A 17,075-nucleotide genomic window follows, 5' to 3' on the forward strand; every position below is an offset into this window, starting at 1 on the left:
GGGTGAGCGGCGGTGAGCCACCCGCAGCAACACCGGAACACCCGCACGGCCAGTGCGGGGCGGACGGCCCACTCCCGCGTTCACCGGGGCGGGACAGCACGACGCCCCGGGAACCGAGGTCTCGGTTCCCGGGGCGCGACGACGACCGTCAGGCCAGGCAGCCCGGCCCGAGCAACGCCTTGAGATCACCCATGAGCGACGGCGACGGGTTGACCCGCAACGCCGAGTCCAACCGCAGCATGGTGGTCCGCTGCCCGTTGACCAGGTTCAGGTGCACCTCCGTCGTGCCGGGGTGCGTCCGCAGCACGTCCTTGAGCTTCACGATCAGCGGCTCGGTGCACTTCGCCGCGTACATCTTGATCCGCAGCGCCTGCGAGCCCGCGTTGCTCAGGTCGGGCACCACCAGGTCGTTGGCGATCAGCGAGACCCGGTCGTCCCGCTTGGTGACCCTGGCCTTGACCAGGACGATCGCGTCCTCCACCACGTTGATCGCGTGCACCGTGTAGCTCTTCGGGAAGAACAGCACCTCGATGCCACCGGCGAGGTCCTCCAGCTGGCAGGCCGCCCACGGCTCGCCGTTCTTGTTCACCCGCCGGGTCACGGTCGCGAGGATGCCGCCCACGGTCACCTGGGCGCCGTCCGGAACGCTGCCCTCCAGGATGTTCGCGATCGGCGTGTCGGACTGCGAGGTCAGGATGTGCTCGACGCCGTTGAGCGGGTGGCCCGACACGTACAGGCCCAGCATCTCCCGCTCCAGCGTGAGCTGGTGTTTGGCGTCCCAGTACTCGTCGGGCACCTTGACGTCGAACACGCCGCCCACGTCCGGGGCGTCGTCCCCGCCGAAGAGGTCGAACTGGCCGACCGCCTCCGCCCGCTTGGTGTCCATCACCACGTCGATCGCCTCGGCGTGTACCAGGTGCAGGCCCTTGCGGGGGTGCCCCAGCGAGTCGAAGGCGCCCGCCTTGATCAGCGACTCGACGACCTTCTTGTTGCAGACCTGGGCGTCGACCTTGCGCAGGAAGTCGGAGAAGTCGACGAACTTCCCCTTCTCCTTGCGCGCCTTGATGATCGCGTCCACCACGTTCGCGCCGACGTTGCGGATCGCGCCCAGGCCGAACCGGATGTCCTCGCCGACTGGCGCGAACTCGCGCTCGGACTCGTTCACGTCCGGCGGGAGCACCGTGATGCCCATCCGCCGGCACTCCGCGAGGTAGACCGCCGACTTGTCCTTGTTGTCGGAGTTGGTCGTCAGCAGCGCGGCCATGTACTCGGCCGGGTAGTTGGCCTTCAGGTACGCGGTCCAGTACGCGATCAGGCCGTACGCGGCGGAGTGCGCCTTGTTGAACGCGTAGTCCGCGAACGGGACGAGGATGTCCCACAGGGTCTTGATCGCCTCCGGCGAGTAGCCGCTGGCCAGCATCCCCGCCTCGAAGCCGGTGAACTCCTTGTCGAGGATCTCCTTCTTCTTCTTGCCCATCGCCCGGCGGAGCAGGTCCGCCTGGGCCAGCGTGTAGCCGGCCACCTTCCGGGCGATCGCCATGACCTGCTCCTGGTACACGATCAGGCCGTAGGTCGTGTCCAGGATCTCCGCCAGCGGCTCCGCCAGCTCGGGGTGGATCGGCGTGATCTCCTGCTGCCCGTTCTTGCGCAGCGCGTAGTTCGTGTGCGAGTTCGCGCCCATCGGACCCGGCCGGTAGAGCGCGATGACGGCCGACACGTCCTCGAAGTTGTCCGGCCGCATCAGCCGCAGCAGGTCGCGCAGCGCGCCACCGTCGAGCTGGAACACGCCCAGGGTGTCGCCCCGGCTGAGCAGCTCGTAGGTCTTCTTGTCGTCCAGCCCAACGCCGGCGATGTCGATCGTGCCCTTGCCGTTGAGCTCGATGTTGCGCAGCGCGTCGTCGATCGTGGTCAGGTTGCTCAGGCCGAGGAAGTCCATCTTCAGCAGGCCGAGCGTCTCGCAGGTCGGGTAGTCGAACTGCGTGATGATGGCGCCGTCCTGCGGCCGCATCCAGACCGGGATGTGGTCGGTCAGCGCCTCCGAGGACATGATCACCGCGCAGGCGTGCACGCCGGCGTTCCTGATCAGCCCCTCCAGGCCGCGGCCGGTGTCGATGATCTCCTTGACCTGCGGGTCCGACTCGTACAGCGCGCGGACCTCGGCGGCCTCGGCGTACCGCTTGTGCTGCGGGTCGAAGATCCCGGACAGCGGGATGTCCTTGCCCATCACCGCGGGCGGCATCGCCTTGGAGATCCGGTCGGCCACGGCGTAGCCGGGCTGGCCGTACAGCACGCGGGCCGAGTCCTTGATCGCCGCCTTCGCCTTGATGGTGCCGAAGGTGATGACCTGGGCGACCTTGTCCGAGCCCCACTTCTCCGTGACGTACCGGATCACGTCACCGCGCCGACGCTCGTCGAAGTCGATGTCGATGTCGGGCGGGCTGACCCGGTCGGGGTTGAGGAACCGCTCGAAGATCAGGCCGTGCGCCAGCGGGTCCAGGTCGGTGATGCCCATCGCGTACGCGATCAGCGCGCCCGCCGCCGAGCCGCGGCCGGGGCCCACCCGGATGCCGTTGGCCTTGGCCCAGTTGATGAAGTCCGCGACGACGAGGAAGTACGACGGGAACCCCATCTGCAGGATCACGCCGATCTCGAACTCGACCTGCTTGCGGTGCACCTCGTCGATGCCGCCGGGGAAGCGGCGCCGCATGCCCTCCCAGACCTGCTCCCGGAAGTAGTCCGCCTCGGTCATGCCGTCCGGGATCGGGTACCTCGGCATGAGGTTGCGGAACTCGAACATGCCGGTCGTGTCGACCTTCTCGGCGATGAGCAGGGTGTTGCGGCAGCCCTCCTGCCACGCGTCCGAGGAGTCGATGGCCCGCATCTCCTCCGGCGACTTGAGGTAGTAGCCCTCGCCGTCGAACTTGAACCGGTTCGGGTCCTGCAGGGTCTTGCCGGTCTGCACGCACAGCAACGCGTCGTGCGCGTCCCGGTCGTCGGCGTAGGTGTAGTGCGAGTCGTTGGTGACCACGAACCGCAGGTCCAGCTTGCGGGCCAGGTCCAGCAGCCCGTCCCGGACCCGGCGCTCGATCTCGATGCCGTGGTCCATCAGCTCGACGAAGAAGTTGTCCCTGCCGTAGACGTCCCGCCAGGCCGCCGCGGTCTCCAGCGCCTCCCGCTCCTGCCCCAGCCGCAGCCGGGTCTGCACGTCGCCGGACGGGCAGCCCGTGGTCGCCATCAGACCGGCCGAGTGCTCGGCGATCAGCTCCCGGTCCATCCGCGGCCACTTGCCCAGTTGCCCCTCGATGGAGGCCATGCTGGAGACCTTCATCAGGTTGTGCAGGCCCTCGTTGGTCCTGGCCCAGATGGTCTGGTGCGTGTACGCGCCGCTACCGGAGACGTCGTCGCTCCGCTGGCCGGGGTCGCCCCAGCGCACCCGCTCCTTGTTGAACCGGGACTCGGGGGCGATGTAGGCCTCGATGCCGATCACGGGCTTGATCCCGGCCGCGGTGGCCTGGCGGAAGAAGTCGTAGGCCCCGTACATGTTGCCGTGGTCGGTGATCGCGGCCGCTGGCATGCCGAGCCGCTCGCACTCGGCGAACATGTCCTTGAGCTTCGCGGCGCCGTCGAGCATCGAGTACTCGGTGTGGACGTGCAGATGGACGAACGAGTCGCCGGCCACGGGCAAGGGCCTCCTCACGAGTCGGGTGCGACGTCCGGTGCCGTCGTTGGCGGCGCGAAGGGCTCAACGGGGCGGGCGGCGCGTCACCGCGATCCCCGGCCGGCGCCGTCGGCTGGGCCCGGTCAGCCTAACGCCGGACCGGATCGGGCCAACGGCGGCCGGCCCGCGTTCCGCTCCCGGACGTCGTCCCTCCCATCTCGTGGCATGCGCCCTGCCTACTCCCGGCCCCTGTCAGAACCGCGGGTCGTGGTCCCGGTGGACCTCAACGCCACCCGGAAGTGGCGAACTCCACGCCCGCGGACCGCTTCCGATCCTGGTTGCCGGCCCGGAGCCGCCGAGCGGCCCGCCGTTGTTCTCGCTCGGCACTGAACGCACGGGGCGTTCGGATCCGGCTGCCTTCCCGATGACGGGAGTGGCGGCGAGCACCGACGAGCGGGCCGACGGGGTGAACCCGACACGCGGGTCATCACCATGGTCATGTCTTGGCCGGGCGTTGCCACGGCGGGCGGCGCAACCGGGTAGCGTGCGCTCCGTGGTCGCGCCGGATCCCGTGGACACCCGCCTGCTCGCCCTGGTCGCCGAGGCGGGCCGGATCGCCGTGCACGACATCGCCGCGCGGGCCGGGATGGACGTCCGGGAGGTGGCCGCGCGGCTGGCCGCCCTCGCCGCCACCGGCCTGCCGCTGGTCGTCGGCGTCGAGTGCGACCCCCACGGCATCCGCGCCGCGCTGGCCGCGGCCGGCGTCTGGGGCCACCCGCAGCAGAGCTACCCCACCGGGCAGTACGGCGTGCAGACCGGCGCGTACCCGGTCCACACCGGGCAGTACCCCGCGCCGCAGCAGAGCGGCCCCTATCCGGTCCCCCACCAGTACCCGCAGCCGATGGCGCACCCGCACGCGGCGACGCCCACCGGCCCGTACCCCGGTGTCCCCGGACCTCCGAGCCACCCGTTCCCCGCGGCGCACCAGCCGCCCGCCCCGCCGGTGGCGCACCCCCAGGCCATGCCGGCGACCGGCGCCCCCACACCCGACCCGATGAGCACCTGGGGCCCACCGCAGAGCGCCTCCTGGGCCCGCGGCGACCAGCCGCCCCAGCAGCCGGCGCCCGGCCGGCACGCGCACCCGGCGGGACCGCCCCCGCGCACCGGCCGGGTGGGTTCCACGCTGGAGACCGAGGGCCTGGAGGGCGAGCGGCTGTCAATCCAGCTCGTCGAGGTCGTCGACCCGGCGGACTTCCTGTTCACCGCGGCCGGCTACCGCCTCCAGGAGGGCGAGCGCGCGGTCGTCGTGCACACCGAGCTGACCAACCGGGGAACCACGGCGTTCTCCTCGCTGCCCGACCTCTACCTGGTGCTCGTCGCCGCCGACGGCGCCCCGGTCGCCAAGGCGCCGGTGTCGCTGTCGAGCCGCCCGCCGCACCGCATCGGCGTGCAGCCCGGGGAGACCGCCGGCGGGCACACGGTCTACGTCCTCCCGGAGGACACCGAGCTGGTCGCGGTGCGGTGGAGCCCCCGGCCGGACGACGAGCAGCGCACGCTCACCTGGTCGCTCGCGGAGTCCTGAGCCCCGCGTCCCGAGCCCCGCGTCGCCAGCCCGGCGTCCCGAACCCCCTCGCTGCCCTGCCCCGCCCCCGACGACCGCGCGGGACCCCCACGAACACGAACGTCCCCGGGGCCGGCAGTCGTCGACCCCGGGGACGTCAAGCCGCCCAGCCGGTCAGTACTCCTGGCGGAGCAGGTCGAGGGCGTGCTGGAGATCGTGCGGGTACTCGCTGGCGAACTCCACCCAGCGGCCGTCGGCGGGGTGGGCGAAGCCCAGCATCCTGGCGTGCAGCCACTGCCGGGAGACGCCGAGGCGACGGGCCAGCACCGGGTCCGCCCCGTAGGTGAGGTCGCCGACGCACGGGTGGCGCAGGGCCGCGAAGTGCACCCGGATCTGGTGGGTGCGGCCGGTCTCCAGCCGCACGTCCACCAGCGAGGCCGACCGGAACGCCTCGGTCACCTCGTAGTGGGTGACGCTCGGCTTGCCCCCGGCCACCACGGCGAACTTGTAGTCGTGCTTCGGGTGGCGGTCGATCGGCGCGTCGATCGTGCCGCGCGTCGGATCGGGGTGGCCCTGCACCAGCGCGTGGTAGCACTTGTTGACCGTGCGCTCCTTGAACGCCCGCTTCAGCACCGAGTAGGCGTGCTCGCTCTTGGCGACCACCATGACCCCGGTGGTCCCGGCGTCCAGCCGGTGCACCACGCCCTGCCGCTCGGCGGCCCCGGAGGTGGCGATGCGCACGCCGGCCGCGGCGAGGCCGCCGACGACGGTGGGCCCGGTCCACCCGGGGCTCGGGTGCACCGCGACGCCCACCGGCTTGTCCACGACGACGATGTCGTCGTCCTCGTGGAGCACCACCATGCCCTCGACCGGGACGGCCACGACCACCGCGGGCCGCTCCGGCGCCGGCAGCAGCACCTCCAGCCAGCTCCCGGCGACCAGCCGGTCGGACTTGCCGGCCGGGCGGCCGTCGACCAGCACGTCGCCGGCCTCGGTCAGGGTGGCCGCCGCCGTTCGGGACAGCCCGAGCAGCTTCGACAGCCCGGCGTCCACCCGCATGCCGTCCAGCCCGTCCGGGACGGGCAACGTCCGCGAGTCCCTCATCGCGTGACCTCCTGGTCCGTCCGCGCCTGGTCCCGGTCCCTGGTCCGGCTGCCGTCGTACTCACGCCCGAGCAGCGCCATGAGCACCAGGCAGGCCGCGCCCCCGACGACGGCCGAGTCGGCCAGGTTGAACACCGGCCACACGCTGCCGTCCGGCGCGAACAGCGACAGGAAGTCCACGACGTGGCCCCGCAGCGGGCCGGGCGCGCGGAAGAGCCGGTCGACCAGGTTCCCGAGCGCGCCGCCGGCCACCAGCCCCAGGCCCAGGGCCCAGCCGGCGGAGCGCAGCCGGGGCGCGATCCACACGATCCAGGCGACCACGCCGAGCTTGACCAGGGTGAGCGCCCACGTCATGCCGGTGGCCAGCGAGAACGCCGCGCCGGAGTTGCGCAGCACCACGAGGTAGAGCCCACCGCCGAACAGCTCGACCGGGGGCTCGCCCTCCAGCCGCGCGACCACCACGATCTTCGTGACGAGGTCGAACGCGAACGCCGTCAACGCCACGACGACGAGCAGCGCCACCCGTCGCGGGGGCAGCGGCCGCGCGGAGCCGTCGTCGCCGACGGCGGGAGGGCTGCCTTCCGGGGCAGCGTCCGGCCTGGTGTCCTCTGAGCTCACCCGGCCATTGTCCCTGAGCCGCAGCCGGGGCCGACGTCGCCCGCGTCACCGGTGAGCACGCCGGGCAGCGGGCGAGGGTCCGGGTCGGGCGCCCAGCGGCCCGCCACCAGCCGGTAGTCCCACCGGGGGCCGTGCCGGACGAGGTCGTCCAGAGCCGTCACGAACCGCTCGACGTGCTCCGCCGTGCTCGCGAGCCCGACACTGGCCCGCAGGGCGCGGTCCCCGTCCACCTGGCCGGCCGCACCGCTCCCGGCGAGCAACGAGCGGGTGGCCAGGTGGGCGCAGAACGCGCCGTCGCGGACCCCGATCCCGTGCTCGGCGGACAGCGCCGCCGCCAGCAGGCCCGGATCGCCGGGCGACCCGTCCGGGTTGGTGACGGTGAAGGACACGACGCCCACCCTGGGGTGGTCGGCGTCCCACAGGGCGAGCTGCCGCACGCCGGGGATCGTCGCCAACCCCTCGCGCAGGCGGCGGACCAGCGCCTCCTCGTGGGCCGCCACCGCGTCCCAGCCGTGCTGGCACAACGCCTGGCAGGCGGCGGCGAGCGCGTGCACGCCGACGACGTTCGGCGAGCCGGCCTCGTGCCGTTCGGGCACCGCCGTCCAGGACACGCCGAGCCGGTCGCCGAGGTCGACGACCTGGCGGGTGGCGCCCCCGCCGACCAGGTACGGCTCGGCCGCCTGCAACCAGTCCGCCCGGCCGACCAGCGCGCCCGCGCCGAACGGCGCGTACAGCTTGTGCCCGGACAGCGCCACCCAGTCCACGTCCCACTCGGCGGCCCGCACCGGGCGGTGCGGGGCGAGCTGCGCCGCGTCGAGCACCACCCGCGCGCCGTGCCGCCGGGCCACGGCCGCCAGCTCGGCGACCGGCCACAGCTCGCCGGTGACGTTCGACGCGGCGGTGAGGACCACCAGCCGGGGGCCGACCGGACACCGCGCCAGTTCCGCGTCCAGCGCCGCCACCGCCGCCCCTGGCGAGGCGGGCACGCCGAGCCGGCGCACCTGACGGCCGCGCCACGGCAGCAGCGCGGCGTGGTGGTCGGTGTCGAACCGCAGCACGGTGGTCTCGCGGGGCAGCGACCGGGCCAGCAGGTTCAGCGCGTCTGTGGTGTTGCGGGTGAACACGACCGCCGCGCCGGCCGGCGCACCGACGAACCCGCGCACGACCGCCCGCGCCTGCTCGTAGACCCGGGTGGAGACCTGGGAGGCGAAGCCGGCGCCCCGGTGCACGCTGGCGTACCAGGGCAACAGCTCGTCGACCGCGCGGCGCACCGGCTCCAGGCAGGGGGCGCTGGCGGCGTGGTCGAGGTTGGCGTAGGGCACCCGCTCACCGGTCACCAGCGGCACCTCGGGCTGACCGACCACCAGTGGGACGGGCGTCGGAACCGGGGACACGAGCGCGAGCGACGACACGAGACCTCCTCGGGGAGTCCGATCGGACCCACGAGGGGTCCGCGCTTGCCCGACGCACCCCGCGCCGGACCAGGTCCTCACCCGGGGCACCCCACCGCGGTTGGAGGGTTGCCGGCCAGCGAGCCGGGGCTTCGCGCTGGCGCTCATGACCTTGATCAGCAGATTAGCGCCAGTTCCCCGACCGCGCGCCGGACCTCTCGCATGACGGGACGGGGGACGTCACCGGCGGTGCCGGCCGCCGGCCCGGGGTCGGGGCCGTCGGGGACGCCGTCAGTCCCCCTCGCCGGACTCGCCGCGCCACCGGGCGTACCGGCCGGCGCGGTCGACGGCGCGGACGCGCTGCTCGGCCGCGTCCCGGACCGCCTCGGTCGCCACCACCAGGAGCTGGTCGCCCTCGGCCAACCGGGTCGCGGGCTCCGGGGTGAACGCGGCGTCGCCCCGCACCACCAGGCTGACCGTGGCGCCGACCGGCAGCCGCAGCTCGCTCAGGTACACGCCGTGCAGCCGGGAGCCCGGTGGGACGCGGACCTGGAGCAACACCGCGCCCAGCTCGTCCAACGGGGCCGCGTCCACCTCGATCTCCCTGGCCCCGCCCCGCCGCACCAGCCCCAGCGCCCTGGCCAGTACGGGCAGCGTCCCGCCCTGGAACAGGGTCAACAACACGACGATCACGAACACGACGTCCACGAGCCGCTGCGCGTCGGGCACGCCCTCGGTCAACGGCACCAGGGCCAGCACGATCGGCACCGCGCCCCGCAGCCCCGACCAGGACAGGAACACCTGCTCCCGCCACGGCACGCGGAACGGCAGGGCCGCCAACAGCACCGACAGCGGCCGCGCCACCAGCAGCAGCACCCCGCCGGCCACCAGGGCCGGCACCAGCACGCCGGGCAGGCGCTCCGGCGAGGCGTACAGCCCGAGCAGGACGAACAGGCCGATCTGGGCCAGCCAGCCCAGCCCCTCGGCGAAGGAGAGCGTGTCGCCGCGGTGCGGCAGCCGCGCGTTGCCCAGCACCAGCCCCGCGACGTAGGTGGCGAGCAGCCCCGAGGAGTGCAGGCCCTGCGCCGCGCCGTAGCTGAGCACGCAGACCGAGACCGTGGCCAGCGGGTACAGGCCGGTGGCCGGCAGGGCGGAGCGCCGGAGCGCCGACGCGCCCAGGCAGCCGAGCGCGAAGCCGACGACGGCGCCCACCGCCAGCTCGTAGAGCACCTGCAGCGGCGTCCACCACCGCAGCGGGTCGGCCGAGGCGAGCAGGATGACGGCGAGGAAGACCGGCGCGTCGTTCAGGCCGGACTCCAGTTCCAGCGCGCCGGCCAGCCGGCGGCCCACGCCGACGCCCCGCAGGACGCTGAACACGGCGGCGGCGTCGGTCGACGACAGCACCGCGCCCCAGAGCAGCGCGATCCGCCAGTCCAGGTCGAGCAGGAAACGCAGGGCCGCTCCGGTGACGCCGACGCTCACGACGACGGCCACGGTGGACAGCGCCAGGCCGATGCCGAGCGCGGGCCGGACGTTGCGCCACCGCGTGCTCAGCCCGCCCTCGGCCAGGATCAGCACCAGCGCGGCGATCCCGAGCGACTGGGTCAGCGGCGCGTCCTCGAACCGGATGCCCAGCCCCGCCTCGCCGAGCAGCAGGCCGATCCCCAGGTAGAGCAGCAGCGAGGGCAGCCCCAGCCGGACCGACACCCGGACCGCCAGCACTGCCAGCAGGACCACGGCGGCGCCGATCCCGAGCACGGCCGGCAGACCCGTCACCCCACCTCCCGGTCAGTCGAGGTTCCCCCATTGTGCGGGTTGCCCGACGGCCGGCGGGGTCCGATGTGGACACACGCTGGGCCTCTCGCGCCGGCGGCCAGGAAGCGGGGCGCACGCGGCCAGGAGAAGGAGGTTCGTCCCGACAGCTCTCGGAGGTGTTGGGCTTCCCCACCCTGGCCGTCCACCCGTGACGCTCACTCGCGCCGAGTGCCGACGCGCTCGGTCCCCGAAGCTCCGCGCGCCTCCTCACCGGGGTCGGGCTCGACACCCACCGCGCCGACGCCGGCCCTGCCCACCGGCCGAATCCGCCGCCCCAGACCGCCCCCGGCTCCGAACCGCCCCTCCCCGAGAACAGCCCCCACCCGTCCCGGGGGGCGAGCCCCGCTCCAGCCTATCCAGCGGATACCCGGCGCCGAAAGCACCACATCGTCCTCTGTGGACAACTCGCCGCCCTGTGGACAACCCACGTCACCCCAGAGTGAAAGAAACTCCGGAAAGGGTGAAACCACAAGGAAACCCTTGACGCAGCACCAACAACCGAGAGCGCCAGAGGCGCAGATCCACCGAGACAGAGCCGCAAGATCCCCAGCAGCTCTCCGGAAACCGGCACCCCACACGAGAGGGCCGCGCCCGGGAAACCCCGAGCGCGGCCCGTCGACTCACGAACACCCGCCGAAGCGGGAGAAACCTGGCCGGGTGAACCACGATCCGATCGGGTTCACCCAGCCAGGACCACCTCACACCTTGGCGACCGCCACCCGCACCGGGGCACCCTCGCCGACCGCGCCGTCGAAGGCGTCGTCCCCGGCCGGGCCGTACGCCACCGAGTCCGCCAGCGTCTCGGCGGCCAGGAACTCCTGGTGCGCCCGCACCGCGTCGACCACGTCCGCCGGCAGCTCCAGGGTCACCGCGATCCGGTCGGAGACGTGCAGGTCGGCGGCGCGCCGGGCCTGCTGCACCACCCGCACCACGTCCCGGACCAGGCCCTCGGCCGCCAGCTCCGGCGTCACCTCGGTGTCCAGCACGACCAGGCCACCGCCGCCCGGCAGCGCGGCGGCCGCGCCCGGGTCGGTGGAGACCAGCCGCTCCTCGTACTCGCCCGGCACCAGCTCGATCCCGGCGGCTACCACGGCGCCCGTCTCGGACCGGCTCCACTCACCCGACTTCACCGCGCGGATGACCTTCTGCGTGTCGGCGCCCAGCCGGGGGCCGCAGGCCCTGGCGTTCACCGTCAGCTCGAAGTGGCCGTGCGCGGCGACGTCGGGGGTCAGCAGGACCTCCTTGACGTTCACCTCGTCCCGCACCAGCTCCGCGAACGGCTCCAGCGCCGCCGCGTCCGGCGTGGCCACCACCAGCCGGGCCAGCGGCAGCCGCACCCGCAGCTTGTTCGCCTTGCGCAGCGACAACGCCGAGGAGCAGACCTGCCGCACCTCGTCCATCGCCCGCACCAGCGCCTCGTCGGCGGGCAGCTCGTCGGCCGCCGGCCAGTCGGCCAGGTGCACCGAGCGGCCCCCGGTCAGCCCCCGCCACACCGCCTCGGTGGTCAGCGGCAGCAACGGCGCCGCCACCCGGGAGACGACCTCCAGCACGGTGTGCAGGGTGTCGACGGCGTCCCGGTCCCCTGACCAGAAGCGGTCCCGGGAGCGCCGCACGTACCAGTTGGTGAGGACCTCCAGGAAGTCCCGCAGCGCGGCGCACGCCCCGGACAGGTCGTAGCCCTCCAGCGCGGCGGTGGCGTCCCGCACCAGGTCGTGCGTCTTCGCCAGGACGTAGCGGTCGAGGACGTGCTGGGAGTCCGTCCGCCACGTGCCCTCCACGCCCTCGGCGTTGGCGTACAGCGCCAGGAAGTACCAGGAGTTCCACAGCGGCAGCACCGCCTGCCGCACGGCGTCCCGGATGCCCCGCTCGGTCACCACCAGGTCGCCGCCCCGCAGGATGGGCGAGGACATCAGGAACCAGCGCATGGCGTCCGAGCCGTCCCTGGCGAACACCTCGTTGACGTCCGGGTAGTTGCGCCGGGACTTGGACATCTTCTGGCCGTCGTCGCCGAGCACGATGCCGTGCGCGACGCAGTTGCGGAACGCCGGCCGGTCGAACAGCGCGGTCGCCAGCACGTGCAGCGTGTAGAACCAGCCCCGCGTCTGGCCGTTGTACTCGACGATGAAGTCGCCGGGGAAGTGGTCCTCGAACCACTCGCGGTTCTCGAACGGGTAGTGCACCTGGGCGAACGGCATCGAGCCGGACTCGAACCAGCAGTCCAGCACCTCCGGCACCCGGCGCATCATCGACCTGCCGGTCGGGTCGTCCGGGTTGGGCCGCACCAGCTCGTCGACGTGCGGGCGGTGCAGGTCGGCCGGGCGCACGCCGAAGTCGCGCTCCAGCTCGTCCAGCGAGCCGTAGACGTCCGTCCTCGGGTAGTTGGGGTCGTCGGAGACCCACACCGGGATCGGCGAGCCCCAGTACCGGTTCCGCGAGATCGACCAGTCGCGGGCGTTCTCCAGCCACTTGCCGAACTGGCCGTCCCTGATGTGCTCCGGGACCCAGTTGATCTCCTGGTTCAGCTCGACCATGCGGTGCTTGAACTTGGTCACCGCGACGAACCAGGAGGAGACCGCCTTGTAGATCAGCGGGTTGTCGCAGCGCCAGCAGTGCGGGTAGCTGTGGTCGTAGGTCTCGTGCCGCAGCACGACACCCCGCCGCTTCAGCTCGGCGATGACCGGCTTGTTGGCCGCGAAGACGTGCACGCCCACGTGGTCGGGCACGAGCTGGTTGAACTCGCCCCGCGAGTCCACAGTCTCCACGACCGGGATTCCGTAGGCGGTGCACAGCAGGTTGTCGTCCTCGCCGAAGGCCGGTGCCATGTGGACGATGCCGGTGCCGTCCTCGGTGGACACGAAGTCGCCGGGCAGCACCTGGAACGCCTGCTCGGTGCCGAACGTCGCGGTGTCGGCGAGGTAGTCGAACAGCGGCGCGTAGCGCCGGCCCACCAACTCGGAGCCGCGGTGCCGGGCCACGACGGTCGGCTGCTCGCCCAGCTCCCTGGCGTAGGCCCCCAGGCGCGACTCGGCCAGCAGGTACCGCTCGCCGGGCGCCTTCTCGGTCTCCACGACGACGTAGTCGACGTCCGGGCCGACGGCCAGCGCCATGTTCGACGGCAGCGTCCACGGGGTCGTCGTCCACGCCAGCGCCAGCTCGCCGGACTCCAGCCGGAAGCCGACGGTCAGCGCCGGGTCCTGCCGGTCCCGGTAGACGTCGTCCATCCGGGTCTCGGTGTTGGACAGCGGCGTCTCGCACCGCCAGCAGTAGGCGAGCGTCCGGTGGCCCTGGTAGATCAGCCCCTTGTCCCACAGGGTCTTGAACGCCCACATGACGCTTTCCATGTAGTCCGTGTCGAGCGTCTTGTAGTCGTTGTCGAAGTCGACCCACCGGGCCTGGCGGGTGACGTAGTCCCGCCACTCGCGGGTGTAGCGCAGCACCGACTCGCGGCAGGCCTCGTTGAAGCGGGCCACGCCCATGTCCTCGATCTCGGACTTGTGCGAGATGCCGAGCTGCTTCTCCGCCTCGACCTCGGCGGGCAGGCCGTGGCAGTCCCAGCCGAACCGGCGCTCGACGTGGCGGCCCCGCATGGTGTGGAACCGGGGGACCACGTCCTTGACGTAGCCGGTCAGCAGGTGGCCGTAGTGGGGGAGGCCGTTGGCGAACGGCGGGCCGTCGTAGAAGACGAACTCGTTCGCGCCCCGCGCCCCGGTCTCCCTGGCCTCGACGCTGGCCTGGAACGTGCGGTCGGCGGCCCAGTAGCCGAGCACGTCCTCCTCGAGCTGGGGGAAGGAGGGCTGCGCCGGCACGCCGTGGGCTGAGCCGGAGCCGGGCAGCGAAACCTTCGGATAGGCCATCGGGCGGTGCTCCTCGCGGTCTCTCGCGTCACTCGCACGAGCACCGGATCACTGCCACCGGTGCCCACACGGGGACGACACGCCCTGGTCGGGCGTCCCGCGGTACCACCCCGCTTGCCGACGCGCGCCCGGTGCGGGCGAGCGACGACCTCTCGTTGCCGGCTGTGACGGGCCGGACCCGTCCGGTTCTACTGGGGCGGCCGCCACTCCTCGCGCGGACCGCCTGTTCTTCCGGAGGCTCCCCGGTGATGGCCGGATCGACGCCTTGTGCGTCCAGAGTAACCGGTGCGGGCAAGTCGCTTCGCGGCCCTCACCGGCGCGCTCCGCGCGACCGGGGAGGACGGCAGGTCAGGACGAGCCGCCCAGCGAGGCGGTGGCCGCCCGGCGCCGGCCGACCAGGACCGCGTCCGGGGCGCAGAGCGCGCAGGGGGTGAAGCCCAGCTCACGCGCCTCGCGCACGGGGAGCGGGATCGTGGGGCGGTCGGCCAACCACCCGCAGTCGGCGAGGTGGTACCTCGGGCGCTCGTCGACGACGAGCACCTGGTCGGCCAGCTCGGCCACCGCGAGCACGTCGGCGGCGTCGGTGTCCTCCTCGGCCGGCTCCGGGTCCGGCTGGGGGTCCCGGGTCTCCCGGATCACGGCCGACTCGCCGCCAGCTGGCGGGCCCGCGGCGATGCCATCGCCGGACGTGCCGGCCGCAGCCCGCTCGGCTGTGTCAAATCCCTTTGGGTCAAATCCCTTTGGGGCAAATCCCTTTGGGCCCGATTCGGCTGGGCCCGATTCGGCTGGGCCCAGCTTGGCCGCGCCCTGCTCTGCCCGGTTCCGCTCCAGTGGATTCCGCTCGATCGGGTTCTGCCCGGTCGGGCCCGCCGCGGCCGTGGAGAGCGCGTCGACCGAGGGATCGGCGAGTGGACCGGTCGGCCCCGAACCGGGCGCTCCGCCCGGTTCGGGGTCACCCGCTGCCACTTCCCCGTCGGCAGCGGGTCGCTCCGATCCACTCGCCGTGTTCCTGGGGGCCGCCGACCGGGCGGCCCGGCGGGCGGCGACCCGGCGCCGGCGCAACACCCACTCCACGAGGAGCAGTGCGCCGGCGACGGCGCTCGCCGCCACCGAACCCCACGCCCATGCGGACTGCCCGCTGGTCAGCGCCGCCACCAGCAGCCCGAAGGCCGCCAGCACGAGCACCAGGACGCCGAAGATCACGCCGTCGTGCTTTCCGTCGTCCGCCGCGGCTGCCGACGCCCCGAGGGCGTCAGCCGGCCTCGGCCGCGCGGGTGCCGAAGGTGTACCCGCCGGTCTGGCTGCCGCTGGACCGGTTGTCCGTCGGCGCGGCCGAACCGCGGTCCTGGAGCTCCTGCAGCGTGGACTCCAGGAAGGTCTTCAGCCGGGTGCGGTACTCCCGCTCCAGCGTGCGCAGCTCGTCGATCTTGCGCTCGAGGACGTTCTTCTCCTGGGTGATGGTGCCCATCACCTCGGCGTGCTTGCGCTGCGCGTCGCGCTCCAGCGCGGTCGCCTTCTCCCTGGCCTGCCGCTCCAGGGCGGTGGCCTTCTCCCTGGCGTCGTTGAGCATGATCTCGGCGCGGCTGCGCGCGTCGTTGACCATCGCGTCGGCCTTGGTGCGGGCCTCCGACAGCAGCTGCTCGGACTTGGCGCGGGCCTCGGAGACCATGCTGTCGGCCTCGGCCTTGGCCTCGCCGGTGAGCCGGTCGGCCATCTCCTGGGCCAGGCCCAGGACCTTGGCGGCCTGCACGTGGTGGTCGCCACCACCGGGAGAGGTCTGCTCGACCACCGAGGGCGGCGGGACCGGCGCCAGGCGCCGGGGCTCGTCGACCGCCCGGGCGCCGACCGGCGCCGCGGCGGCCTTGGCCCGCGCGTCGTCCAGTTCGGCCCGTGCGCCATCGAGCTGCGACTCCAGCTGCTCGATCTTCTGGCGCAGGTCGTTGTTCTCCTCGATCAGCGTGGCGAGCTCGCTCTCGACCAGGTCGAGGAAGGCGTCGACCTCGTCCTCGTTGTAGCCCCGCTTACCGATGGGAGGCTTGCTGAACGCGACGTTGTGAACGTCAGCGGGGGTCAACGGCATCGAAAGATCACCTCACGCACTCCTCGGCTGCGGGTACCCGGGTTCCCCGTCACCCAGGACTCACCAGTCGCATCAGTATGAACACGACCAGCAGCAGCACCATAATGGACAAGTCCAGACCGACGCCGCCGATCCGGACCGTCGGGATCACCCGACGTGCCAGCAGGACCGGCGGGTCGGTCACTGTGTAGATGGTCTCCAGCGTGACCGCAACCCCTCCGGACGGACGCCACTGGCGAGCGAACGCCCGGACGAGCTCGACGACGACGCGCGCCGTGAGCAGCAGCCAGAAGAAGAAGAGCAGGTAGTAAAGGACCAGCCGGACCGGTTCCACTCCTCAACTCTGCCATCCCTCAGCTCCGGTTGAGGAAGGCACCCTCGGCCAGTCGCCGCCTGTCCTCCGCGGTCACGTCCACGTTCGGGGGTGAGAGGAGGAACACCCGATTGGTGATCTTGTCCATCGACCCCCGCATGGCGAACACCAGACCGGCGGCGAAGTCCACCAGCCGCTTGGCGTCCGCGGCGTCCATGTCGGTCAGGTTCATGATCACCGGGATGCCCTCCCGGTAGTGCTCGCCGATCGTCCTGGCCTCGCTGTGGTCCCGCGGGTGCAGCGTGGTGATCCGGCTGAACGGGCCGGTCTGCTCCACCGGGCGGGCCGGCGGCACCGGCTCCCTTGCCGGGTCCATGGCGAGCGCCCCGCGCACCGGCGCGTCCGGCAGCGGGCCGGTCGCGCCCGCCCAGCCGCGCCGCCCCGCGCCGCGCTCGGCCTCGTAGTCGGCGGCGTCGACGGGCTCCGGCCGGTACCCCCCGCGCCCGAAGCCCCGGCGATGGCCCCCCACGCGGTCCGCGTAGGGGTCGTAGTCCTCCGGCTCGGCGACGTACTCCCCCCGGTAGTCGCCCCGGTACCGGTCACGTTCGTCGGCGTAGGCGTCGACCTCGTCCACGGGGACCATCCCGAAGTAGGCCTTCAGCCTCTGCAGCGCGCTCATGCC

Annotated in this window: 11 protein-coding genes and 1 riboswitch; of the genes, 1 reads left to right on the forward strand and 10 read right to left on the reverse strand. The window is 72.8% G+C overall.

Going from position 1 to position 17,075, the window contains the following annotated elements; all coding sequences use genetic code 11:
- Positions 1-148: 148 nt before the first annotated feature.
- Positions 149-3,679 (reverse strand): DNA polymerase III subunit alpha, encoded by a 3,531-nt coding sequence (gene dnaE, locus BUE43_RS10410; RefSeq protein ID WP_200797453.1) that lies wholly within the window; start codon positions 3,677-3,679, stop codon positions 149-151.
- A gap of 532 nt (positions 3,680-4,211) precedes the next feature.
- On the opposite strand from dnaE, the gene BUE43_RS10415 reads away from it, so the two are divergent.
- Complete coding sequence (locus tag BUE43_RS10415) at positions 4,212-5,240, forward strand: AsnC family protein (RefSeq protein ID WP_073482565.1); 1,029 nt, start codon at positions 4,212-4,214, stop codon at positions 5,238-5,240.
- A gap of 153 nt (positions 5,241-5,393) precedes the next feature.
- Here the strand turns inward: BUE43_RS10415 and BUE43_RS10420 are convergent, their stop codons facing one another.
- The 9 genes from BUE43_RS10420 to BUE43_RS10460 all read right to left on the reverse strand — a co-directional run bounded on the left by BUE43_RS10420 (position 5,394) and on the right by BUE43_RS10460 (position 17,072).
- Entirely contained in the window at positions 5,394-6,323 is a 930-nt protein-coding gene (locus BUE43_RS10420) for an RluA family pseudouridine synthase (protein ID WP_073481496.1), read from the reverse strand.
- A complete protein-coding gene (gene lspA / locus BUE43_RS10425; RefSeq protein WP_073481499.1) occupies positions 6,320-6,940 on the reverse strand; it encodes a signal peptidase II in 621 nt (206 codons plus the stop codon). The genes BUE43_RS10420 and lspA overlap by 4 nt, the downstream gene beginning before the upstream one ends.
- The gene (locus BUE43_RS10430) at positions 6,937-8,352 is read right to left on the reverse strand and encodes an aminotransferase class V-fold PLP-dependent enzyme (RefSeq protein ID WP_073481502.1); all 1,416 of its coding nucleotides are present in this window, start codon (positions 8,350-8,352) and stop codon (positions 6,937-6,939) included. Before BUE43_RS10430 ends, lspA begins: the two co-directional genes overlap by 4 nt.
- 36 nt (positions 8,353-8,388) lie before the next feature.
- Positions 8,389-8,503, reverse strand: a riboswitch (SAM riboswitch).
- Positions 8,504-8,622: 119 nt separating this feature from the next.
- Positions 8,623-10,107 (reverse strand): potassium/proton antiporter, encoded by a 1,485-nt coding sequence (locus BUE43_RS10435; RefSeq protein WP_073481505.1) that lies wholly within the window; start codon positions 10,105-10,107, stop codon positions 8,623-8,625.
- 737 nt (positions 10,108-10,844) lie between these two features.
- A complete protein-coding gene (gene ileS, locus BUE43_RS10440) occupies positions 10,845-14,000 on the reverse strand; it encodes an isoleucine--tRNA ligase (protein WP_073481508.1) in 3,156 nt (1,051 codons plus the stop codon).
- Between the two features lie 348 nt (positions 14,001-14,348).
- Positions 14,349-15,203: a hypothetical protein gene (locus BUE43_RS33385; RefSeq protein WP_073481511.1), complete on the reverse strand. Its 855-nt coding sequence runs from the start codon at positions 15,201-15,203 to the stop codon at positions 14,349-14,351.
- A 49-nt stretch (positions 15,204-15,252) separates the two neighbouring features.
- A complete protein-coding gene (gene wag31, locus BUE43_RS10450; protein WP_073481513.1) occupies positions 15,253-16,080 on the reverse strand; it encodes a DivIVA-like cell division protein Wag31 in 828 nt (275 codons plus the stop codon).
- 49 nt (positions 16,081-16,129) lie between these two features.
- Positions 16,130-16,414: a YggT family protein gene (locus tag BUE43_RS10455; RefSeq protein WP_073481516.1), complete on the reverse strand. Its 285-nt coding sequence runs from the start codon at positions 16,412-16,414 to the stop codon at positions 16,130-16,132.
- A gap of 19 nt (positions 16,415-16,433) precedes the next feature.
- Positions 16,434-17,072 carry a cell division protein SepF gene (locus BUE43_RS10460; protein WP_073481519.1) on the reverse strand — a complete coding sequence of 213 codons (639 nt, stop codon included), beginning with the start codon at positions 17,070-17,072 and terminating at the stop codon, positions 16,434-16,436.
- Between the last annotated feature and the right edge of the window lie 3 nt (positions 17,073-17,075).

It is taken from the genome of Streptoalloteichus hindustanus, assembly GCF_900129375.1.
In the GTDB taxonomy this organism is placed as follows: Bacteria; Actinomycetota; Actinomycetes; order Mycobacteriales; family Pseudonocardiaceae; genus Streptoalloteichus; species Streptoalloteichus hindustanus.